The 21,565-nt window shown below is 34.1% G+C and carries 20 protein-coding genes and 1 pseudogene; 13 read left to right on the forward strand and 8 right to left on the reverse strand.

All coding sequences use genetic code 11. From position 1 onward, the window contains the following. Nucleotides 1-56: 56 nt before the first annotated feature. A complete protein-coding gene (locus AL499_RS09955; RefSeq protein ID WP_002460176.1) occupies nucleotides 57-1,010 on the reverse strand; it encodes a YdcF family protein in 954 nt (317 codons plus the stop codon). 175 nt (nucleotides 1,011-1,185) lie between these two features. Between AL499_RS09955 and AL499_RS09960 the strand changes: the two genes are divergently transcribed. The 3 genes from AL499_RS09960 (at nucleotide 1,186) to AL499_RS09970 (ending at nucleotide 4,425) form a co-directional block, all read left to right on the forward strand. Then, complete coding sequence (locus tag AL499_RS09960; RefSeq protein ID WP_002492219.1) at nucleotides 1,186-1,647, forward strand: MarR family transcriptional regulator TcaR; 462 nt, start codon at nucleotides 1,186-1,188, stop codon at nucleotides 1,645-1,647. A gap of 97 nt (nucleotides 1,648-1,744) precedes the next feature. After that, nucleotides 1,745-3,118 carry a membrane-associated protein TcaA gene (locus AL499_RS09965; RefSeq protein ID WP_002492227.1) on the forward strand — a complete coding sequence of 458 codons (1,374 nt, stop codon included), beginning with the start codon at nucleotides 1,745-1,747 and terminating at the stop codon, nucleotides 3,116-3,118. 101 nt (nucleotides 3,119-3,219) lie between these two features. Next, a complete protein-coding gene (locus AL499_RS09970) occupies nucleotides 3,220-4,425 on the forward strand; it encodes a putative multidrug effflux MFS transporter TcaB (protein ID WP_002492199.1) in 1,206 nt (401 codons plus the stop codon). Between the two features lie 440 nt (nucleotides 4,426-4,865). On the opposite strand, the gene AL499_RS09975 is transcribed toward AL499_RS09970, so the two are convergent. After that, nucleotides 4,866-5,417, reverse strand: coding sequence for a TetR/AcrR family transcriptional regulator (locus tag AL499_RS09975; RefSeq protein WP_002492240.1), 552 nt, complete (start codon nucleotides 5,415-5,417; stop codon nucleotides 4,866-4,868). A gap of 132 nt (nucleotides 5,418-5,549) precedes the next feature. Here AL499_RS09975 and AL499_RS09980 point away from each other — a divergent pair, with 132 nt between their 5' ends. Next, nucleotides 5,550-6,197: an HlyD family secretion protein gene (locus AL499_RS09980; RefSeq protein WP_002492268.1), complete on the forward strand. Its 648-nt coding sequence runs from the start codon at nucleotides 5,550-5,552 to the stop codon at nucleotides 6,195-6,197. Between the two features lie 12 nt (nucleotides 6,198-6,209). Beyond that, nucleotides 6,210-8,174, forward strand: coding sequence for a DHA2 family efflux MFS transporter permease subunit (locus tag AL499_RS09985; RefSeq protein WP_002492207.1), 1,965 nt, complete (start codon nucleotides 6,210-6,212; stop codon nucleotides 8,172-8,174). Between the two features lie 337 nt (nucleotides 8,175-8,511). Here the strand turns inward: AL499_RS09985 and AL499_RS09990 are convergent, their stop codons facing one another. Beyond that, on the reverse strand, nucleotides 8,512-9,219 hold the full coding sequence (locus tag AL499_RS09990; protein WP_002460164.1) for a hypothetical protein: 708 nt from the start codon (nucleotides 9,217-9,219) through the stop codon (nucleotides 8,512-8,514). Nucleotides 9,220-9,427: 208 nt separating this feature from the next. On the opposite strand from AL499_RS09990, the gene AL499_RS09995 reads away from it, so the two are divergent. Continuing rightward, the gene (locus AL499_RS09995; RefSeq protein WP_002492271.1) at nucleotides 9,428-10,336 is read left to right on the forward strand and encodes an alpha/beta hydrolase fold domain-containing protein; all 909 of its coding nucleotides are present in this window, start codon (nucleotides 9,428-9,430) and stop codon (nucleotides 10,334-10,336) included. A 32-nt stretch (nucleotides 10,337-10,368) separates the two neighbouring features. On the opposite strand, the gene AL499_RS10000 is transcribed toward AL499_RS09995, so the two are convergent. After that, entirely contained in the window at nucleotides 10,369-10,758 is a 390-nt protein-coding gene (locus AL499_RS10000) for a hypothetical protein (protein ID WP_002478776.1), read from the reverse strand. Between the two features lie 5 nt (nucleotides 10,759-10,763). Then, a complete protein-coding gene (locus tag AL499_RS10005) occupies nucleotides 10,764-11,231 on the reverse strand; it encodes a thioesterase family protein (protein ID WP_002492204.1) in 468 nt (155 codons plus the stop codon). Between the two features lie 118 nt (nucleotides 11,232-11,349). Between AL499_RS10005 and corA the strand changes: the two genes are divergently transcribed. Next, a complete protein-coding gene (corA, locus tag AL499_RS10010; protein WP_002478778.1) occupies nucleotides 11,350-12,297 on the forward strand; it encodes a magnesium/cobalt transporter CorA in 948 nt (315 codons plus the stop codon). Between the two features lie 45 nt (nucleotides 12,298-12,342). Further along, nucleotides 12,343-13,395 (forward strand): type 2 isopentenyl-diphosphate Delta-isomerase, encoded by a 1,053-nt coding sequence (gene fni / locus AL499_RS10015; RefSeq protein ID WP_002460158.1) that lies wholly within the window; start codon nucleotides 12,343-12,345, stop codon nucleotides 13,393-13,395. A 124-nt stretch (nucleotides 13,396-13,519) separates the two neighbouring features. On the opposite strand, the gene AL499_RS10020 is transcribed toward fni, so the two are convergent. Next, nucleotides 13,520-14,128: a DNA-3-methyladenine glycosylase gene (locus AL499_RS10020; protein ID WP_002492246.1), complete on the reverse strand. Its 609-nt coding sequence runs from the start codon at nucleotides 14,126-14,128 to the stop codon at nucleotides 13,520-13,522. A 237-nt stretch (nucleotides 14,129-14,365) separates the two neighbouring features. Here AL499_RS10020 and AL499_RS10025 point away from each other — a divergent pair, with 237 nt between their 5' ends. Beyond that, nucleotides 14,366-14,581 (forward strand): helix-turn-helix transcriptional regulator, encoded by a 216-nt coding sequence (locus AL499_RS10025; protein WP_002460156.1) that lies wholly within the window; start codon nucleotides 14,366-14,368, stop codon nucleotides 14,579-14,581. Nucleotides 14,582-15,135: 554 nt separating this feature from the next. After that, a complete protein-coding gene (locus AL499_RS10030; protein ID WP_002492223.1) occupies nucleotides 15,136-16,146 on the forward strand; it encodes an aldose epimerase family protein in 1,011 nt (336 codons plus the stop codon). 75 nt (nucleotides 16,147-16,221) lie between these two features. Here the strand turns inward: AL499_RS10030 and AL499_RS10035 are convergent, their stop codons facing one another. After that, a complete protein-coding gene (locus AL499_RS10035; protein WP_002478781.1) occupies nucleotides 16,222-16,875 on the reverse strand; it encodes an MOSC domain-containing protein in 654 nt (217 codons plus the stop codon). A 155-nt stretch (nucleotides 16,876-17,030) separates the two neighbouring features. Between AL499_RS10035 and AL499_RS10040 the strand changes: the two genes are divergently transcribed. Continuing rightward, nucleotides 17,031-17,717, forward strand: coding sequence for a ribose 5-phosphate isomerase A (locus AL499_RS10040; protein WP_002478782.1), 687 nt, complete (start codon nucleotides 17,031-17,033; stop codon nucleotides 17,715-17,717). A 43-nt stretch (nucleotides 17,718-17,760) separates the two neighbouring features. Here the strand turns inward: AL499_RS10040 and sdpC are convergent, their stop codons facing one another. Further along, nucleotides 17,761-18,963, reverse strand: a complete 1,203-nt coding sequence (sdpC, locus tag AL499_RS10045; protein ID WP_002478783.1) for a peptidoglycan release complex CPBP-like subunit SdpC — start codon at nucleotides 18,961-18,963, stop codon at nucleotides 17,761-17,763. A gap of 481 nt (nucleotides 18,964-19,444) precedes the next feature. Between sdpC and AL499_RS10050 the strand changes: the two are divergent. Both AL499_RS10050 and AL499_RS10055 read left to right on the forward strand, forming a co-directional pair. Further along, a pseudogene (locus AL499_RS10050) lies at nucleotides 19,445-20,582 on the forward strand (amidohydrolase). A gap of 79 nt (nucleotides 20,583-20,661) precedes the next feature. Further along, the gene (locus AL499_RS10055; RefSeq protein WP_002492203.1) at nucleotides 20,662-21,543 is read left to right on the forward strand and encodes an SDR family oxidoreductase; all 882 of its coding nucleotides are present in this window, start codon (nucleotides 20,662-20,664) and stop codon (nucleotides 21,541-21,543) included. Nucleotides 21,544-21,565: the final 22 nt, after the last annotated feature.

The raw sequence follows: 21,565 nt of genomic DNA on the forward strand, positions 1-21,565 counted from the left end.
GTTGAAGCAGATCATTTCTATTAAAATTTACATAGAAATGATCTGCTTCTGTATTTTTATAAGTTCAAAAGTATGGCGCTAATAAACAATAATGCAAAGTATAATGTAAGCAACAATTTATATTGATGCATCAAACCAAGGAAATCTCGAATGAGCGAACGTGCTAATAAATGACAGGGTGTTGAACTTCCAATACCTTGAACCGGTAGCCCAAACTTCTGGGCAAAGCGTAAAGCTCTAAGTATATGAAATTGACTTGTTACTACAAGGAGCTTATTTGGTTTAGGTGTCATTGCATCGATAATTGATTTACTATAAAGAAAATTTTCAGCAGTGTTTGTAGAATGTGCTTCCATGATAATAGATTGTTCCGGTACACCGTGTGAAAGAAGATAGCGTTTCATTGCTAATGCTTCAGAAATTGGTTCATCTTTACCTTGACCGCCACTGACAATGATTGTACAGTGTGATTGTTGATTGTATATTGATAGTGCTCGGTTTAAACGACTAGCTAACAAAGGTGTGACAGCTTCAGTAAAAATACCTGCACCTAACACAATAATGCCATCAAAAGTACAATGGTTTGTCATTCTGCCAAAAGCTGATGAGAAACATAAATATAATGCAAATGTTGTTAGCGTACTGATAGCAATAAGACTAAACCATATAAATAAACCGTTGAACACGGGTACATGAATTAGGCTAATATAAGCACAAGCGCAACTAAATAATAAGAGGCGATAAATATATTTCATTAATTCTTGCAATAATTGTCGACCTTGTTGCTGCTTTATAAGATAAAAATGTTTAACAAATAACACAGTAACCAGTACAATAAATAAAGAAAAATAACATAAAACAAAACTTTGTTGCCATAAATTTATTAGTACAAATGAAAAAGCTAAGATAACAGAAATAAAATAGAGACGTAATGATACAAAGGTTTGACTATTAAAGAGCGTAGGTACGATACATATAAAGGTTAAAAAAGCTATACTAATACTTAACATAAAGTAAACCTCATTATATAGATTATGTATTTAATGTAATGGAATTCAAATAACTGCGCAAATATAAAGTTGAAATTTTGTAAATAAATAAGTTTCTTTATAGCCCTATTATTGATAAAATTATTTGAATACATTATTAATTCGGACAAAAGATAGAACATTCAAGGAGCGTATCATGAGTACAATATCAAAAAGTCATATTGATTTTATGAAACAGTTTATCGATGATGTGAACACACTTACAGCTAAATTGTTCAAAGACATTCAAAATGAATACGGTATTTCAGTGGAGCAGTCTAATGTTTTAAGACTATTAAGCAATCATCAGGCATTGACCATTACTGAAATCACAGAAAAACAAGGCGTAAATAAAGCTACTGTTAGTCGACGCATAAAAAAATTAATCGATGCTAAGCTGGTTTGTCTTGAAAAGCCCAATAGTCATATTGATCAACGCTTAAAATATATCAAATTATCAACAAAAGGACAGCAATATATTGATGAGAGTAAAAATATACTTAGTCGAATTGCCAATGACATGGTCAAAGATTTTTCAAGTAACGAGATTGAACAAGCACTCAACGTGTTGTGCATCATTGACTCAAGAATAAAACAATTCAACAAGCAATTTGATTAAATATAAGATTATGATTATAAACGTGCAATACTATGGATTGACTACATAATAAAACATGTATGTGAAATGATGCTGAAAAGAGAAACGAGGTGACAATATGACTACGTGTCCTAAATGTGATGAAGAAATAAAGAATGAACAAACCAATCATTGCCCAAACTGTGGTGCAACTATTAACGACAATGGCGAAAATAGCTCAAATCAAGCTTCAAACGAGGCAACAATTCGGCTTAAGAAAATTGTACCGTGGGCAATCGGTGGGTTTATTATCATATTGTTAATTATCGTCTTTGTATTGTTAAAAAATTTTAACTCTCCAGATGCACAAGCGAAAATATTAATAAATGCGATTGATAATGATGATTCGCAAAAGGTCGCTACGATGTTAACTACACGAGATAATAAAGTCGATGAAACAGAAGCACAAACTTATATCAAATACATTAAAAAGGAAGTCGGTATGACAAAATTTATCTTTGATATAAGAGAAACAGTTGAAAAGTTAAATAAAAGTGAGACACGTGTAGCTGCTTATTTACAAACACGTGCTGGGGAAAATGTGTTACGTGTCAGCAAAAATGGTCGACGTTATTTGATTTTCAATAATATGAGTTTTACGCCGCCAACAAAAGAAGTTACGGTTAAACCTAAAGAAGATACGAAGTATGAATTTAAAGATGATGGTCGCAATAAGAAAGTCGTTGCAGAAGCGGATAAAGAAACCACTATCGGTAAATTTATACCAGGAAATTATGCCATTGACGCTAAAAAAATTACCGACAACGGTGTGTTTACTGGCTACTTGAAGTTTGATTTTAAATATGCAAATAGCAATACGGTAGATGTGAACGAAGATTTTAATGAAGCCAAAGTTCACGTTAAGATTAAAAATGGAGAACAATTAAGCCGCAGTTCATTAAAAGTAAAAATTAATGATAGAACTTGGGATTATGGCAACGCCAAAGTATATGGTCCTTATCCGAAGAATAAAGATATTACAGTGTCAGCAACTGGTAAAGTTAAAGGTAAGACATTTGAAACAGAAACAAAGTCAATCAAAGCAGATAAATTAACGGATAATACCGATGTGACAGTGTCATTTGATGATGATGATATTTCAGATTATATAGAGAAAAAGGAAAAAGAAGATAACTCGTTGAAAAATAAACTAGGTAGCTTTTTCAGCAGTTATTCATTATCATTAAATCAAGCCATAGCTCAAAGTGATTTTTCACTTGTTCATTCATTTTTGAAAAAAGGGTCTAGCAGTTATGATAAAGTACGCAAAAATATTGCATCTAACACAAGTGCACGACTCGTGTCACCGATTATCTTAAGCGTAGATCAAACAGGCGACACGATTAAAGCTAAAGTGCAAGGTTTTGGACTCAATGGATTACCTGTTGTGAAAAATTATGTTTTAGAAGAAAGCAAAGATGACTTAGGTTATAAATTAGTTAAAGTAGATTAACAGCGCGGTGAAAGGACAGAAATCTTTTAAATATTAAAGGTTTCTGTCCTAGTTTTATCTTAATTATATTGAGAAACTTAACTATAGAAAGGTGTGATTATGTGTCATCACAACAACGTGATAAGCAATCATTAATATTTATTATTATTTTAGGTGCACTTACGGCAATTGGGCCATTATCGATTGATATGTTCTTGCCTGGGTTACCAGAAATTAAGCATGATTTTAATACATCGACAGCAATTTCACAATTAACCTTATCCTTATTTATGATTGGTTTAGCGCTCGGCAATTTATTTGTAGGTCCTATTTCGGACGCAATAGGTAGAAAGATGCCACTAGTAGTATCGATGTTTATCTTTACACTAGCCAGCTTTAGTATTATTTTTGTCAGTAATATATGGGTGATGATAGTACTACGCTTTGTTCAAGGGCTAACAGGGGGAGCGAGTGCTGTCATTTCCCGAGCAATAGCGAGTGATTTATATAGTGGTAAAGCACTTACCAAATTCCTAGCATTATTAATGTTAGTCAATGGCATCGCGCCGATTATCGCACCAACACTTGGTGGCATTATTTTAAGTGTGTCTATTTGGCGAACGGTCTTTATTGTACTTACTGTTTTTGGCATACTGATGCTGTTAGGTTCAGCCCTAAAAGTTACAGAATCACTGCATATTGAGCAACGTGAGACAAGTGGCATTAAAGTTATTTTTAAAAACTTTGGAAAGCTATTAGCTACACCAAAATATGTATTGCCAATGCTGATACAAGGCGTAACCTTCATCATGCTATTTAGCTATATTTCAGCATCACCGTTTCTTATTCAAAAAATATATGGTCAGTCACCATTTGCTTTTAGTCTTATCTTTGCATCGATTGGTGTTACGCTAATTATCTCAAGTCAATTAACAGGAAAATTAGTAGATTATGTTGATAGACAGCAATTATTAAGAATACTGACAGTAATCCAAATTGTAGGCGTGATTATTGTAGGTTTCGTATTAACTAATCATTGGTCATTTTGGCTTTTAATCATAGGTTTGATTGTACTTGTTGCACCAGTTACAGGTGTTGCAACACTAGGTTTCGCGATTGCGATGGATGAGCGTACGACAGGATCGGGTAGTGCATCAAGTTTGCTAGGGTTACTACAATCATTGCTAGGGGGACTTGTGACACCTCTAGTTAATTTAAAAGGTGAATATAACAGCACACCATATCTTATTATTATTTCTATTGCTGCACTTGCTTTGATGATGTTACAAATAGTTAACTACTTTGTTTTCAAAGAAAGCACAAAATAATAGTAGATACTTCGTAGCGTTTTTATATAAATAGTTGCTGACAAAGAAAATAATTGAAATAAAAAGGGAGCGGGACAAAAGTCATAATGAATTCTTAGTCCCGCCCCGGCAAGGTTGACTAGGATTGAAAAAGCTTGGTATTAGCGTATGTTCAATCCAGTCAACTACTGCCAATATAGAACTCAGAGCCTAAAATATAATTATGTCCCAGACTCTGACGAATGTTAAATATAACAAAATTTATGACTTTTTGGACGAATTTTTTATGCGTATGTTTTTCAAAATGTCGCCTAAACCTATCGTCTTCTATGAGCACTGTTTCATTGCGAGTCAGCGTCCCAATACTGTTTAGCCATCCAAAATACGGATGGTTTTTATTTTAGAACTTATAACTCAGACTGTATTCTTATAATTACGATTCTGACCCATATTTGCGTATACTAGCGTTGTAATTTAATCGTATTAGCAAGTAGAATATCAGCAATTTTATGTGGACTTTCTTGACAACCGTCTTTCAGCCAACTTAACAAAATAGCAGTTTGTCCACCTAACGTATAAGTAACAAATGCACTTTTATTCTCAATCGTTGTATTATAGTCTGTTAAAATCTTTTCATACTTCACTTTTGTGAGCTGGAAGTATTCGATGGCAATTTCACGATTGGGATGGGTAATGAATACGGCATGAAAGAAAGCTTTTTTACGTTGTATGTACTTTAAGACAATCACAAAGAATTTATGAATCTTCATATTGTTTGATTTAACATCTTCAAAGTCATTGTACAATGTGTCTAACAAATTGATGTATTTCTTTTTATGGTAATTTTGAATAATATCATATAAATTATATTTATCTTTAAAGTTAGCGTAAAATGTTGAACGGTTTACATTGCTATGTGCACAAATTAATTTTGTAGTAATAGCTTCAAAAGGATATTGTTCAAGTAGATGGACAAAATTAAAAATAATTCTATATTTCGCACGATTTTTCATTTGTAAAGTCACCTGTATTTGTTTTGTTACGAAAAACCAACAATTTTGTTAGATGTGTTGGTGTTTTTTTACTGCTGATGTCTCTATAATAGATAAAGTGAATTTTAAAAGCAAATAGGAGGAAATGTTTAGATGAAAAAATTGATTTTAATCAATGTGATTACAATCGTTGTTTTAGCGGTTATTGGTATCATTGGCTTCCATTTTTATAACAATGCGACAAGCTATGTAACGACTGATAATGCTAAAGTTGACGGTAAACAAATTAAAATTGCAAGTCCAACATCAGGTCAAATTAAATCATTTGATGCTAAAGAAGGGGACAAGCTAAGTAAAGGTGACAAAGTAGCTACAGTCGTTGGAAAAAGCGAAAGTGGCGATACACAATCAATGGATATCAAAATGCCACAAAACGGTACAATCGTAAAAACAGATGGTGCTGAAGGTTCTATGGCACAAGCTGGAAATCCAATCGCTTATGCATACAATTTAGATAAATTATATATTACTGCGAATGTTGATGAAAAAGACGTCAGCAGTATTGAGAAAGGTAACGACGTAGATGTTACAATTGATGCGCAAGGTACAACAGTGAGTGGTAAAGTTGAACATGTTGGTCAAGCAACAGCAAATAGCTTCTCATTAATGCCATCTTCTAATAGTGACGGTAACTACACGAAAGTATCTCAAGTCGTTCCTGTAAAAATTTCTCTTGATTCTACACCATCAAAAGATGTTGTTCCTGGTATGAACGCTGAAGTTAAAATTCATAAAAACTAAGGGGGTCAAAATATGACTACGACCTTCATTATTGGTTATATTGTTGTAGCGCTCATATTTATTGGCCTTATTAACTTTTTCGTGGTTAAATCACGCAAAAAGAATAAAAATAAAGGGCAATTCAAGGAACAACGCAATCTACAAGATTCTAAGAGTCAACAATCTAAATTTAAAATAAGTGATTTAGACAAAGAAGAAATGTCTAAAAATGGGTTTAATCAAAGTAAGTCAAATGACATTGAAGATGATAAACGTAAACATCAATTCAATGATGCAACAGAACACATTACAACGACAGAAACAGGAGATACGTCTCATAAGCTACAACACGCTGATGAAACATCACATGGTGTCAATCAAGGAGATGATGCACATGATGCTATTAATCCGAACTCTGTAGAAGGACGTGTCAATGAACAAATCAAGAATCAAAATGAAGATTTTGTCTTTGGCAAAAATGTTACACGTGCTCAAATTATAGCAGCGATGTTATTTGGTATGTTTATTGCTATCTTAAACCAAACATTATTAAACGTGGCATTACCGCGTATTAATACTGAATTCAACATTTCAGCATCAACTGGTCAATGGTTGATGACAGGATTTATGTTAGTAAATGGTATCTTGATACCTATCAGTGCGTTTTTATTCAATAAATATTCTTATCGTAAATTGTTTATTATCGCGCTTACATTATTTACACTGGGATCATTAGTTTGTGCGATTTCTACAAACTTCCCAATTATGATGACAGGACGTGTATTGCAAGCCATTGGTGCTGGTATATTAATGCCACTTGGATCTAACGTTATTGTGACAATTTTCCCACCTGAACGCCGTGGTGTAGCCATGGGTACAATGGGGATTGCCATGATTTTAGCTCCTGCAATCGGTCCAACACTTTCTGGTTATATCGTTCAAAACTATCACTGGAATGTGATGTTTTACGGTATGTTCATTCTAGGATTAATTGCTATTATCATAGGGTTTATTTGGTTTAGATTATATCAACGCACAACAAATCCTAAAGCCGATTATCAAGGTGTTGTATACAGTACAATTGGTTTCGGTGCCTTATTATATGGCTTCAGTGAAGCTGGTAACAAAGGCTGGGGCTCAACAGAAATCATCGTGATGTTTATTCTTGGTGCAGTATTTATTACGTTATTTGTTATTCGTGAATTAACAATGAAAGCACCGATGTTAAATCTTGAAGTTTTGAAATCATCAACGTATACATTGACTACAATTATCAATATGGTAGTCATGATGAGTTTATTTGGTGGTATGATTTTATTACCGATTTATTTACAAAACTTACGTGGTTTCTCAGCTTTAGATTCAGGATTACTTATGTTACCTGGTGCGCTTGTGATGGGTGCTTTAGGTCCAGTAGCTGGTAAATTGCTTGATACAGTAGGTCTTAAACCGTTAGCTTTATTTGGTATTGCAGTGATGACTTATGGTACGTATGAATTAACAAAACTTAATTTAGATACACCTTATATGCATATTATGAGCATTTACATTATCCGCTCATTTGGTATGGCATTTGTAATGATGCCATTGATGACTGCGGCAATTAATGCGTTACCACCACGTCTCATTTCACATGGGAATGCATTTTTAAATACGATGCGTCAATTGGCTGGATCAATCGGAACAGCGATATTAGTCACTGTTATGACTACCCAAACAACGCAACATTTTAATGCATTTTCTACAGAATTAGACAAAACAAATCCTGTTGTTCAAGACCATATGCGTGAACTTGCAACACAATACGGAGGAGAACAAGGCGCAATGAAAGTACTATCTATGTTCGTCCAAAAAATATCATCCGTAGATGGAATCAACGACGCATTCTGGATTGCAACAGCACTTAGCATACTCGCATTCATCCTAAGCCTATTCCTAAAAAGCAAGAAAAAAGCAGACGCAGAACACGACAAAATGATGTCCAAAGAACATATATAGGGGCCCCAACAGAGAGAATTTCGATCAGAAATTCCACGAACAACGCAAGTTGGGGTGGGGCCCTCAACACAAAGAAATGCAACAAGCATTTCCACGAACAACGCAAGTTGGGGTGGGGCCCCAACAAAAAGACCTTTCCAAAAGAAAGTCAACGAACAACGCGAGTTGGGGTGGCTGAGACGGCACCCTAGGAAAGCGAAGCCATGCAATACGAAGTATTGTGAAAATAGAGAACAGCAGCAAGATATTTTCTAATTGAAAATAATCTTACTGCTGTTTTTCTTAGATTTATGTCCCAGACCCACTCATTTTCATATTTAGTAGCTATATCATAGGTTTATAATCGCTTAATTTGACGTTTACTTCTAAAGAATAAACTTAAGAATATCAATGCTAAACAACAGATAAGTAAAATAATGGCATTATGTGTAGCATCTGCTTCTATGATAACTTGATCCGGCGTGATTTGTACGTAAGCATTATTTAACAACTTTGCTATACGTTGTGCCAAATAATCAATAGCAATCATAAAATATACGACTATTGCCAACATGCTTGCAATAGACAAAAAGTTAAGTAATTTAAGCAATGTACGATTAAATAGTAAAGTTAATATTGTTAATATTAAACTTAAAATGCATAAGCCAAAGAAAATATTGAATAACATGTTTATTTGTTCAATCACTGACTTTAATTGCTCTATATGTTCAGGTTTAATGGATAAGGCTTCTAATTGTTTGGCTATATCACTTAAACCGAGTCCATTTAACTTGGTAACTTGATCCGAGTTAATGCTCAATTCAGTTAAATTTGATAATGATTGCTTAAAGTTTTTGAGCTGTGTATAACCTACTTCTGTATCTTTTAAGCCAAAAATAAAAAGAGGTTGTTTATACATACTATAGCCACTTATGGCGGTAAGCACTAAGACGATAAAATGAATAATGATACTAACCCAAGAACGTTTCTTAGTCGTTTGTAACTGATAATCTGGTTGATATTGTGTACGTTGATACGTTGGGTGTTGTGAACGGGATTGTTCCATTATGATACTCCTTTTTAGTATTTGATTGTTTTCTATGTTGTATTATTTTATACTAGCTTTGATATAATAATAAAATATAACTAAGTTGGTCTTTTTAAATACTTATTTCAAATATATATCATACATTATATCGCTGAAAAAGCACGAAAAAAATTACGATAATATTAAATTCTGCAGAAAATCAGGCAATTTTTAGGGGTTGACATACATGAGAACTTATATGATGAATCGTGTGGTAAATAAGTATTTACTGCATAATCGTTCAATTCAATTTAAGGATGAGGGACAATTTAATCAATTTATGGAGAAAAGAAGAAATGCTAATCGCTTAAAGCATAAACAACCTTCAACATTAAATGTTAAATCAAATTTAGATAAATTAATGTTAGATGATATGCAAGTATTTCGATTCAATTTTAGACATGAAATAGGTAAGAAAATCCTTTATCTTCACGGTGGTTACAATACGTTACAACCCTCGCCATTTCATTGGCGCTTGATGGATAAATTAACATTAGCCACGTTATATGAGGTCGTGTTACCTATTTATCCTAAAGCACCGGAATTTCATATTGATGATACTTTTAAAGCGATACAGGCAGTTTATGAACAATTAGTGGATGAAGTAGGTGCTGAAAATATAGTAGTTATGGGTGATGGTACTGGAGGCGCGCTCGCATTAAGCTTTGTCCAATCTCTTATCAAACAGCAGTTGCCAATGCCACGTAAATTGTATTTATTGTCACCATTATTGGATGCTACATTAAGTAACCCAGAAATTACAGAAAAACTTCAACAACAAGATCAATTTGTTAATCGACAAGGTGTTCATGATATTTTATCAGTGTGGGCAGCTGGAAAGCCTTTGAACAATGCTGAAATATCACCAATTAATGGCAATCTTGAAGGCTTACCACCGATTGTTATGTTTGGTGCAGGAAAGGAAATCTACTATCCTGATATGGAACGCTTGGATTTTTATTTAAGTGAGCACCGACAACCGATTGAGTTCTTTAGATATCCCAAAATGATACATGACTTTTCGTTATTTCCTATTCATGAATCACACAAAGTAGTGAAACAAATTGCACAAACGATAGATAATGATTTGAGATAGGCCTATATAGGCTTATCTTTTTTATTGTTAGTTTAAAAAACGTCAATGCGTGTTTTAATATGCTTTAAAATAGAGCGTTGACCATCTCTATGTGCTTCTTGTGACAATTGTTCAGGCAATTCTTTAGCCATGATAGCCAAATTTTTTACTTTTGAGTCTTGTTCAGTCAACAGATGTAATTTGTCTTCAATTAGCGTCATCAAAGTATGTGAATCTTGAGATTCGACATTGTACTGTAGCCAATCTAGTGCCTGCTTTTGTCCTTGATAATAGCTCATATTTAGTGCTCTACGTAATAACTCTGTACTAGGTCCATTCATAAACATATCTTTAGTTTGATTCATATCTATAAGGTTGAGCTTTAAATCATCATGCAAATCTAAGAGATATGATTTTATTTTTTCTATGCTAGATTTTGTCATTGTGTTCATCCTTTATTCGGTATTCCGATTTGATGCCCTAATTGTTTAGGCCACTGAGATATGTCTTGTGTCTTGTAATATGATGTCATTTCTGTGAAATAAGGTTCTGGGAATGCTGCTGCCTTGCGCGTAGTTGAATCAATACCAAGCATCATAACTTCATTAGTCGCTGCCAAAGTGCCGTTCTCTTTTATTAATTTCAAGAAAAAGTGTATGCGCTTATCGTCATAGTTATATATGAAAAGTTGTATTGTATAGTGTTCTCCTAGCGACATTTCGGCTAAATAAGTTGTATGTTCTTCGACAGTAAATATTGTATAATGCAGCGCTTGTCGTTCTGCTAGAGGCAATCCGTGAGTATAATTGAATTGGTTGATTGCATCGCTAAAAATATAATTGTAATCGGCATCATGCATATGTGCATTATGATCAATTTGTGATTGTTGTACCATGCCTTGTACTGTAAATATCATCGCTTATCCTCCATCTTTCTAAGTTAGTTCTATCATACTAAATAAAATTAGCACATACACATGATTGAATTCATGGTAAAATAAACAACGAACGTTGCTGAAGTGGGAGGAAATATGTATGAGTATAACGATTAGATACCAAACACCACACACATCATTGACAACAGTACCTGATATTGCAGATGTACCTAAAGATGCAACGATTGTTTGGTATGATTTTGAAGATGCAACTGCCAAAGAGAATGATTTTTTGCGTGAAAATTTTGATTTTAACTATTTAGAAATTGATGATACAATTACGGGCGTCCCACGCGTGAAATATAAAGCATACGACGACTATCAATATATCGTGTTTCATAGTATCAATAGTGATGATTATTCACCACGTGCACTCAATGTCTTTTTAAAAAATAATGTATTAGTGACCTATCATCACAAGCATTTTTCATCATTGATGAAGGTAGCAAAATGGAATGCTTATCATCATGATGGTGAACTAGACTGCGCAGATATTGTTATTCATATATTAGATATGATGGTGGATAAATATTTTGATTTTGTGTATGACATTGAAGAAAAGGTTTATAACTTTGAAGATAAGCATGTGGATGATGCTTTAAGTAAAAAGGTTATGGACAACGTCTTTAAATTAAGATCTGACCTTATAAAAATTAAACGAGTCATGTTTCCAATGCAAGAATTGGTGGAAACAATCAAGAGCGAAGGTAATTTAATTGTAGATAGCAAGCATTCGATGTATATCCAACATATCGATGACCATTTGATTAAACAAAGTAATATTATTCGTACATCGCAAGAGATGACAAATGAAATCAGGGAGAATTATGAATCATATTCATCATTTAGAATGAATAGCATCATGCAAATATTAACCCTTGTATCAGTTATCTTTTCTCCATTAACTTTTATTGCGGGTGTTTATGGAATGAACTTTGATAACATGCCTGAATTAAGATGGCATTACAGCTATTATATTTGTTTAGTTGTCATGCTAGTTATCGCGATTGCATTAATTATCTTTTTTAGAAAAAAACGTTGGTTTTAATAATAGATATTGTACGGTAAACCTTTAATAAAGGATGGTAAATGAATGAGTAATTTTCAAAGAGAACAAAGAAAAAATGAGCACGTAGAAATTGCTATGGCACAACAGGATGCACCGGCGTCAGATTTCGATAGAGTGCGTTTTGTTCATCATTCTATTCCACACATTGATGTAGCACAAGTGAATTTATCGACACACACTTCCAACTTTAAGCTGGATTATCCGCTATATATTAATGCGATGACTGGTGGCAGTGAATGGACGAAACAAATTAATGAAAAATTGGCTACTGTGGCACGGGAAACTGGCCTTGCCATGGCTGTGGGATCGACACACGCTGCATTGCGAAACCCTGATATGATAGAGTCATTTCGAATTGCACGGCAAGTAAATCCTGAAGGTGTCATTTTCAGCAATGTTGGGGCTGATGTACCTGTTGAGCGTGCAGTCGAAGCGGTTGAATTGATGGAAGCTCAAGCATTACAAATCCATGTCAATGCACCACAAGAACTTGTGATGCCAGAAGGTAATCGGACATTCGCAAGTTGGATGGATAATATTGCTAAAATGATTAACCATGTTCCGGTACCGGTTATCATTAAAGAGGTAGGCTTTGGATTCAGTAAAGAAACATTTAAGGCATTAAAAGACATCGGTGTGACTTACGTTGATGTAAGTGGCAGGGGAGGCACTAACTTTGTCTCAATAGAAAATGAACGACGCAGTAATAAAGATATGAATTATTTAGCTAATTGGGGACAATCCACGGTAGAATCATTGCTTGAAAGCCAAGCATATCAATCTTCACTCAATATATTTGCTAGCGGTGGTATAAGAACGCCACTAGATGCCATCAAGAGTTTGGCATTAGGTGCTAAAGCAGTAGGGATGTCTCGCCCATTTCTAAATCATGTTGAAAATGAAGGTGTGGAACAAACGATTACTTTTGTTGCACAATTTACAACCCAAATGCAACAAATAATGACGATGTTAAATGCGCCAGACATTGAAGCATTAAAGCAATCACAACTTATTTTTGATCAACAACTTTTATCTTGGATGGAACAGCGTCATATTGATATAGATAGAGGCTTATAGACCATATTAATACGGGGCCATGTATATTAATCATAAAATATAAAATAAAGCGCCATAGCACCTCATTTCAGCGTGTGTTACATGTTGTATGTGTGTGCTATGGTGCTTTATTATGTCAAAAAATCTATTTCCAAGTATCTATCGCTGCACGCATATTCTTTTTAGGTATTCTCGAAACATATGGATTACCTTTAACTGTATAACGTAGAGGTTTTGATGTCCATATACCTTTGTTAGGTATTCCAATTCGTGCACTTGCTTCAATTTCACGTGGATATTTACGATTTTTTGTGTCTATGGATAGGCGTCCGACGTTCAATAGTGTTCCATCAATGGCACGTGGAATATGAAATGCTTTTGTCCATTTTCCAGGTCCATTTGTTAATTCATAGCCGTGCTTACCACGATTTATTTTCATAGCTTCAATACCATCGACAGGTTCAATTGCACGTATGAGCACCCCTTCAGGTACACCCGCTTGTTGTGTGACAAAATTAATTAATAAATGGGTGTGCATGATATGTCCATAAATCGTGCCACCACGTTGGTATAAGGATGTAACCTTAGGAGTTTGTTTACCCCCAAAGCCATGTGCTGCACGATCATCAAAGCCTAAATAAGCTTCTGTTTCTACTATATATCCAGAATAAATTTGGCCATCATCATTATAAATCACTTTGACACCTAATAATGCTTTAGCAGTATCTATGGTACTAGGGACGATGAAATCCATTACATTCTCCTTTTAGTGAATTTGTATTATATCTTTAACTTTACCAAAGTCAGTCATAGAATTGTATTGAAATCGAAGTTTAGCAGTGAATTTGATCTTTTGTTCTTAAAAAGAGACACTTTATGCCAGCAAATGAATTGGTATAGAAACACAATAAAAAATAGAATTATTCCTTGGAAATGTCATATATATTTGACTTTGGTTCGTCATTTACGTATGATTTAATTAAGAGTTAATGTGAAAGAAGTGGTGACACGCTTGAATAAAGTAAAAGTATATCGTGGTTATTCTAAAATATCTCAACTGGAATTAGCTAGAGCTGTTGGTGTGTCAAGACAAACAATAAATATGATTGAAAATGGCAAATACAATCCATCATTAAAACTATGTGTAAATATAGCTAAAACTTTGGGCACAACATTAGATACATTATTTTGGGAAAATGATACTTAGAGATATTGTTATATAGTTAATAAGCTGAAAATTTCATTTTATTTAAAAGGCTATGAAAAATTGTAAGTGATTACATCGAAATTTGGAATAGGAAGTTGTAATTTTTTTACTAAAAAACCATGGAAGAATTGCGAATATTGGCGATAATTTGTGGCATATTAAGTAAAAAAGTGTAACAATGTATAAGTGTATAATGGCTTTTCACCATAAAGAAAACGTAAAATTATGAATAATAAGCTAAGTAGATAACGATAGCTCATGTTCTTAGTCACGGAATTATGTGATAAAGATGGGGCTAATTCATTAGGTTATATTTTAAGGGTATGATTTAAGAAGTCTGATTTTTTAGTTGCAGTATAATTGTAAATTTTAGTTTTAAGTATTACAATCAATCATTTTCAGCATTAGGTAAATGGATGATGCCCAGATATTTATATATCCGCTTTGTTTAACGGGCTTTAATTTTAATACAAAATACAATTTGTATTCTGTGCGTGATGTCATTGCCTAACAGCACTTAGTTGGACATAGTTAAGAGGGAGACGTAAGTAATTATGATAGTTGAAGTAGAAAAGCAAAGACATGGTATCGACCTTATTAAAATTGACAATAATGAAACAAGCATCGTCTTTTCAAATTATGGTGCAAGAATTGTCGCTTGGAAATTTCATGACAATAATATCGTCTTAGGTAATCGTGTAGAAGCTGATGAATTTTATCTAAATAATCCATTGAAATTTGGTGCAACAATAGGTCGTTATAGCGGTCGAATTGAGGCAGGCGCTTTTAAGCTTAATCAAGATCGCTATCAACTTGAACAAAATGATGGGCTTAACCATATCCATGGTGGTTCAAATGGATGTGATCAAGTCCTATTTGACTATGACATCGTTGAAGGAATAAGCGATGTAAAAGTTATTTTCAAGGCAAAATTAAATGCTAGTGATGACGGTTATCCAGGAGAATTAGCGCTTAAAGTGATACATCATTATGATATAGAACATCGTTGGACGATTACTTATGAAGCTGAAACGACGGCTACAACTATATTTAATCCAACGAATCATGTCTACTTTAATTTGAATAGAGATAACAATGTTATTGATAATCATCAAATACATGCGAAAGACTTAAAGATGTATTTATTAAACCGTCAACATTTCTTATTGAATGACACACCTATAAACTTAACATCTCAATTTGGTTCAGACCATATTACATTTCAAGAAATTTTTCAGGCGCATCAAGATGATATTAAGCAACAAATGGAACGTTATCAAGGGTTAGACCATCCATTTGAACTAAGCGAACAAACATTGTCTGTAGAAAATGGAGAGTTCAAATTACAAATAGATACAGATATGCCTTATGTTGTGATATACACGATGAATCATCCAGAAACTTGGGAGAGCCAGTTAAATATATATAAACCGCATTCAGGTTTTACATTAGAAACACAATTTTTACCCAATGATATAAATTATTTTGGTCAACAAGCACCGTCTATTTTAAGAGCTGGCCAACAATTTTCTTCAACAACAAGTTATCAAATTAGTGAGCAATAAGAAAAAGAGCATGATAAGTGTCAACCATCAACAGTTGACACTTATCATGCTCTTTATTCATTTAATAGAATTATATTATTTACAGGCACGATGATATAGGCGAGATAACTTTTCCCGTCTGCTAGGAGATAGATAAGGATTATTTAAAGCATAAGATATACGTGAAATATTTTTTCGATCGTTGTAATAAATATCATTTAACTCATAAACAGATAATCTTGACGCTTTATTTGCTTGAGTAAGTAATTCTAGATTATCTTCTTGAGAAACATAGCCTTCCTGTATCACTCTAAAATAAAATCCTGTCTTTCCTGAAGCTGTCATGCGTTTGACTAAGTCAGGAATTTGATATTTAGCTTGAATTTTCCAGCAAGGTTCACGCATTTCTGAGACTTCTAATATCGCTTCACCTAAACGATATTGATTTCCAAAATAAACATCTCGTTCATCTAAATGCTTTACCGTAACATTTTCCCCGAACATGGCGTAGGTAGGTAACTGTGCTAAATCTTCTTTATACATATCGTAATTTGATTGACTAAAACAGCAAACTGCTTTATGAGGACCACCGTGGTCTTTATATGCTTGTTCATCTTCAGAAAATCCATCAATAGATAGCCACATGCGACCAGTAAATGGTATTTTATCTAACGCTGAAATCATGGGCTTTTTGGTACTATAAGGCAAGTGTTGGATTTTACCAGTAGAAATAGCAACAACAGGTATCATTGTTTGTCTCCTTTTTAAGTTTTATTGACAGCTTACTATAAATGTTCATAAAGTAGCAATGCTTTTAGTGAATTTGTATATATCAACTGTATCTTTTAAAAGTTGTCATGTACAATGAAAGGGAATACAACAATAGAGAAGGGGTTCCAATTACGATGCTAGACACAAAACAATTGAAACTATTAACAACTGATGACGCCGTTGCTCAAATCAAGGATGAAATGATTTTAGGCATTGGTACAGGTAGTACAATAGAACTACTCATTCCTAAAATCGCTGACAAAATTAAACGTGATCATTTAACAATTAAAGGTGTATGTACCTCCAATAAAACGGCCATATTAGCAAAAGAGCAGCAGATTGATATTGTCGATATTAATGATATTACATATATTGATTTAGCAATCGACGGCGCAGATGAAGTAGATCCACAGTTGAATTTGATTAAAGGCGGTGGAGGGGCACTGTTCAGAGAAAAGGTGATAGATGAACTAGCAGCACGCTTTGTCGTTTTAGTTGACGAACAGAAAGTTGTAAATTATTTGGGTGAAACATTTAGATTACCAGTGGAAGTAGATAAATTTAATTGGCAATTAATAAAAGCAAAAATAGAAGATTATGGTCATATTCGTACGGAATTACGCATACGTGACGATGTACCGTTTATTACAGATAATGGGAATTATATTCTTGATTGTGAGTTGACAACAGAATTGGATCCTTATCAATTGCATGAATATTTAATTCATCTTACGGGTGTTTTAGAAACAGGATTCTTTTTAGATATTGCGGATCAAGTAATTGTTGGTACGCAACAAGGTGTTAAAATAAAAAATAAATAAAAAAACGGGAAGCCAACGTTTGTGTTTGGCTTCCTGTTTTTAGTTACTTGTCTTGCTCTTTGTCTGTTGCTGTGGGTGAAGCTTTTTGCGCGTCTTGTATTTCTTGATGCGCATCAGCAACGACAGAAGATTGTCGATTATTTTTAGAGTCTGTGTCATTGTTATGTTGTTCAGGTTTAGTATTATCAGAATCAGCTGTTTGTTCAGATGGTGTTTCCTGAACTTCGGTTGCTGTTTCTAAGTTATTATCAGCTTCGTGTTGTTCAGGTTGATAATTAGCTTCTGATTGATTTTCACTTGTTGGCGTTGATGTTGGGGTCTGTTCAATATCGTTCTTCATTTCTGATGATGTTGTACCTTTTTCAGAATCTTCACTTGGTGTTGAAACAGTTGCTGTTTCTTCAGTATCATCGTCTCCAATATGATCTAAATAATTATTGGGATCTACTTCGTCCAGACTTTGATCTGTTGTACGATAAATAAAATATCTGATAATCATAGTGAAGATAATATAGACGATTGCTACGGCTGCTGTTGTTAAGGCAATTACTTTCATTGAGAAAAGGTCTCCCGTTTCTTCACTAAATAGAAAGACAGGAATAAACGTCATCAAACCGTGAAAGGCTGTTGCGATATAAATAGTACGTCCATTTGTATCATGAATCAGCTCACCAACAATCATTGAAAAGGCAAAGGTATATAAAAAGTTATAGCCTGTATACTCTAAATTATATGTTGTATTAATTGTCCAAATTGCATACATTAAACCTACAATGATAGAAGCAATAAACGTATTTACTTTAGATTCTACAACTGTTTGTAAATATGAACGGAAGCCGAACTCTGCAAAGAAAGCCATCATTAGATGACCAATTAATACGGCTAATACAGTTACAGATAAATTTGATGCTTGTAATAAAATAAAGCTATCCGCCATTGTATTAAATATCACCATACCGATGATAAAAATAACTAAAGGTAAAATAAGTGCTAATAACAGACGATTAATAACTGTTAAACTAATTGTAAATTTTAACCCGGAAAGTTGGGCACGCTTATTTTTAAAGATTAGAATACAGATAACTGCTGAAATAAAAGGTGCTAAACGAGATGCATCAAATAAAAAAGGTTTAACACCAAACATAGGTTGATAATCTCGAAGGATTAAAGTGAGTGCCATCGTAACAATAAAGAATACAAATATTGTTAAAGCCCACTGGAACCCGGAAATTCTATTGTTTTTCATTTATGTAACCTCCAATAGGGTAACCATCCAAATCTCTTTCTTTAACATTATACATATTAAGCCGATAGAAATAAATTATTCCATTAATTTATCATCAAACTGTAATAGTCTTGCATTATTTTACACATTTAAAAGTAAGATACTCATCATTTGTGAGAATAATTTGACAATTGTGTTAATCTATTATACATAAGGGCAATAGATATGTCACAATCTCGATTTTCATTTTATATTGCACAATGAGCTGGTCAATATGGTCAAAACATTATGGCAGTGTTAGCTTCTGTACGAATTACAATATTTCTAAATACATTTGATAGCAGAACAATCAAACATATTAAAGCTGCACCCATGGTTCGGTTAATAGTAATGGGTGTTTCTATAATATTAATTTTAATCACACTTAATTTAGTTATCGGAGTCGTGTGAGGAACAATTATCCATGACGTGATTTACTTTTTTAGAAAGGACGTAGATATACATGCTTAATTATAATGATATTGTTAATTGGCGTCGGATGTTTCATCAATATCCTGAACTTTCTAATGATGAATTTGAGACGACAAAGCGGATTCGCCGCATTTTACAGCAATATGACATCCGCCATCCGCATCTTAGATATACCAATGGCTACCGGTTTAGTAGCTGAAATTGGGCAAGGATTGCCTTGTATAGCAGTTAGAACAGACATTGATGCATTACCTATTGATGAGCAAGTTAACCATGCGTTTACCTCTACAAATGAAGGGGTGATGCATGCTTGTGGACATGATATTCACATGGCATCCATTTTGGCAGTGGCTGTCCAATTAAAAGCACTCGAAACAAGTTTGCAAGGTACCGTACGGATATTATTCCAACCTGCTGAAGAACTGGGTTATGGTGCTAAAGTTTTAGCGCAAACCTCAGCTTTAAATAACGTATCAGCTGTGCTAGGTTTTCACAATTATCCTACGCTGGGGATTAATCAATTTGCGATTAAATCTGGTGCAATGACATCTAATGTAGACCATTTTGAATTTAAAATACTTGGTAAAGGTGCACATGCAGCTAAGCCAGAGCAAGGTAACGATCCTGTTATCGTACTTGGACAATTGATTACCAGCTTACAATCAATAGTTAGTAGAAATATTTCTGCATTTGACAGCGCTGTTGTGACAATAGGTGAAGTATCGGCAGGTAACACATGGAATGTTATTCCTGATGATGCTTATGTTCAAGGTACCGTTAGAACATTTGATACAGCAATCCAAAGTAAAATTGAGCAACGAATGCAAGATATTGCGACTGGTTTAGAAAACTTGTTCCACGTTAAGATAGAATTGAATTACACACGATTACCTGGTGCGGTGTATAATGATGAACATTTGACACTAGAAGCAATAAAAGCAGCTCAAAAAGTAGGCTACGATGTTACAACTCTGGAACTACCTGTTACGATTGGAGAAGATTTTTCCGGTTTATTAGATGAACGACCTGGTGTATTTGCATTTATTGGTTCTAATAGCGATTATGATTTACATCATCCTAAATATGATCCAGATGAACATATTTTAGAAAAAGCACCTGACTATTTTATAACATTGATTCAACAATTATTAGCTAATGCAGAAGAGTAAGGAATTTTATTGTTCATGATTAACGTGCTATCTAACTTGGGTATAAAACTACTAGCTCATTAATTAGGAGATGACCGTTATGGAACAAAAAGATCCAAGAACGAAATATAAATACAGTCTTTACGAAAAACAAGAACAACCGTTACCCGGATTGCAATCAGAGATGACACCTGAACCAGATTGTGGCGAAACTTCATATGTGGGGCATGGTCGCTTACAAGGATATAATATGCTTGTAACAGGTGCGGACTCTGCGATTGGTCGTGCTGCTGCAATTGCTTATGCTAAAGAAGGTGCAAACGTTGCGTTAAACTATTTACCTAGTGAGGAACAGGATGCGTTAGAAGTAAAGGAAGTAATTGAAAAAGCTGGACAACGTGCGGTTCTTCTGCCGGGAGACCTCAGAAATGAACAATTTAATTATGATTTGGTCGAACAAGCGTATCAATCTTTAGGTAGTTTAAATAATATTACGCTCGTTGCTGGACATCAACAATATCATGACGATATTCATGGTTTTACAACAGAACACGTGAAAGAGACATTTGAAACAAACATATATCCAGTCTTTTGGACGATACAGAAAGCGCTAGATTATTTACAACCCGGAGCTACAATTATAACGACTTCTTCTGTACAAGGTTATAATCCGAGTCCAATATTACATGATTATGCGGCATCTAAAGCAGCAATTATTTCACTTACTAAAAGTTTCTCTGAAGAATTGGCAGATAAAGGGATACGAGTGAATTGTGTAGCACCAGGATCATTTTGGTCACCATTACAAATTACCGGTGGACAACCGCAAGAAAAAATCCCAGAATTTGGTCAACAAACGCCTTTAAAACGTGCTGGTCAACCCGTTGAATTAGCTGGCACATACGTGTTACTTGCTTCAGAAGACGCGAGCTATATAACAGGTCAAGTATTCGGTGTAACGGGTGGTATTCAAATTAATTAATATTATTAAGCATTGGTTCATT

Origin of the sequence: Staphylococcus lugdunensis, assembly GCF_001558775.1 — a bacterium.
Lineage (GTDB): Bacteria > Bacillota > Bacilli > Staphylococcales > Staphylococcaceae > Staphylococcus > Staphylococcus lugdunensis.

Coding starts and splice junctions, on each gene's coding strand:
- AL499_RS09955 (WP_002460176.1), bottom strand. CDS start 1,010: ATGTTAAGTATTAGTATAGCTTTTTTAACCTTTATATGTATCGTACCT.
- AL499_RS09960 (WP_002492219.1), top strand. CDS start 1,186: ATGAGTACAATATCAAAAAGTCATATTGATTTTATGAAACAGTTTATC.
- AL499_RS09965 (WP_002492227.1), top strand. CDS start 1,745: ATGACTACGTGTCCTAAATGTGATGAAGAAATAAAGAATGAACAAACC.
- AL499_RS09975 (WP_002492240.1), bottom strand. CDS start 5,417: ATGAAAAATCGTGCGAAATATAGAATTATTTTTAATTTTGTCCATCTA.
- AL499_RS09980 (WP_002492268.1), top strand. CDS start 5,550: ATGAAAAAATTGATTTTAATCAATGTGATTACAATCGTTGTTTTAGCG.
- AL499_RS09985 (WP_002492207.1), top strand. CDS start 6,210: ATGACTACGACCTTCATTATTGGTTATATTGTTGTAGCGCTCATATTT.
- AL499_RS09990 (WP_002460164.1), bottom strand. CDS start 9,219: ATGGAACAATCCCGTTCACAACACCCAACGTATCAACGTACACAATAT.
- AL499_RS09995 (WP_002492271.1), top strand. CDS start 9,428: ATGAGAACTTATATGATGAATCGTGTGGTAAATAAGTATTTACTGCAT.
- AL499_RS10000 (WP_002478776.1), bottom strand. CDS start 10,758: ATGACAAAATCTAGCATAGAAAAAATAAAATCATATCTCTTAGATTTG.
- AL499_RS10005 (WP_002492204.1), bottom strand. CDS start 11,231: ATGATATTTACAGTACAAGGCATGGTACAACAATCACAAATTGATCAT.
- corA (WP_002478778.1), top strand. CDS start 11,350: ATGAGTATAACGATTAGATACCAAACACCACACACATCATTGACAACA.
- fni (WP_002460158.1), top strand. CDS start 12,343: ATGAGTAATTTTCAAAGAGAACAAAGAAAAAATGAGCACGTAGAAATT.
- AL499_RS10020 (WP_002492246.1), bottom strand. CDS start 14,128: ATGGATTTCATCGTCCCTAGTACCATAGATACTGCTAAAGCATTATTA.
- AL499_RS10030 (WP_002492223.1), top strand. CDS start 15,136: ATGATAGTTGAAGTAGAAAAGCAAAGACATGGTATCGACCTTATTAAA.
- AL499_RS10035 (WP_002478781.1), bottom strand. CDS start 16,875: ATGATACCTGTTGTTGCTATTTCTACTGGTAAAATCCAACACTTGCCT.
- AL499_RS10040 (WP_002478782.1), top strand. CDS start 17,031: ATGCTAGACACAAAACAATTGAAACTATTAACAACTGATGACGCCGTT.
- sdpC (WP_002478783.1), bottom strand. CDS start 18,963: ATGAAAAACAATAGAATTTCCGGGTTCCAGTGGGCTTTAACAATATTT.
- AL499_RS10055 (WP_002492203.1), top strand. CDS start 20,662: ATGGAACAAAAAGATCCAAGAACGAAATATAAATACAGTCTTTACGAA.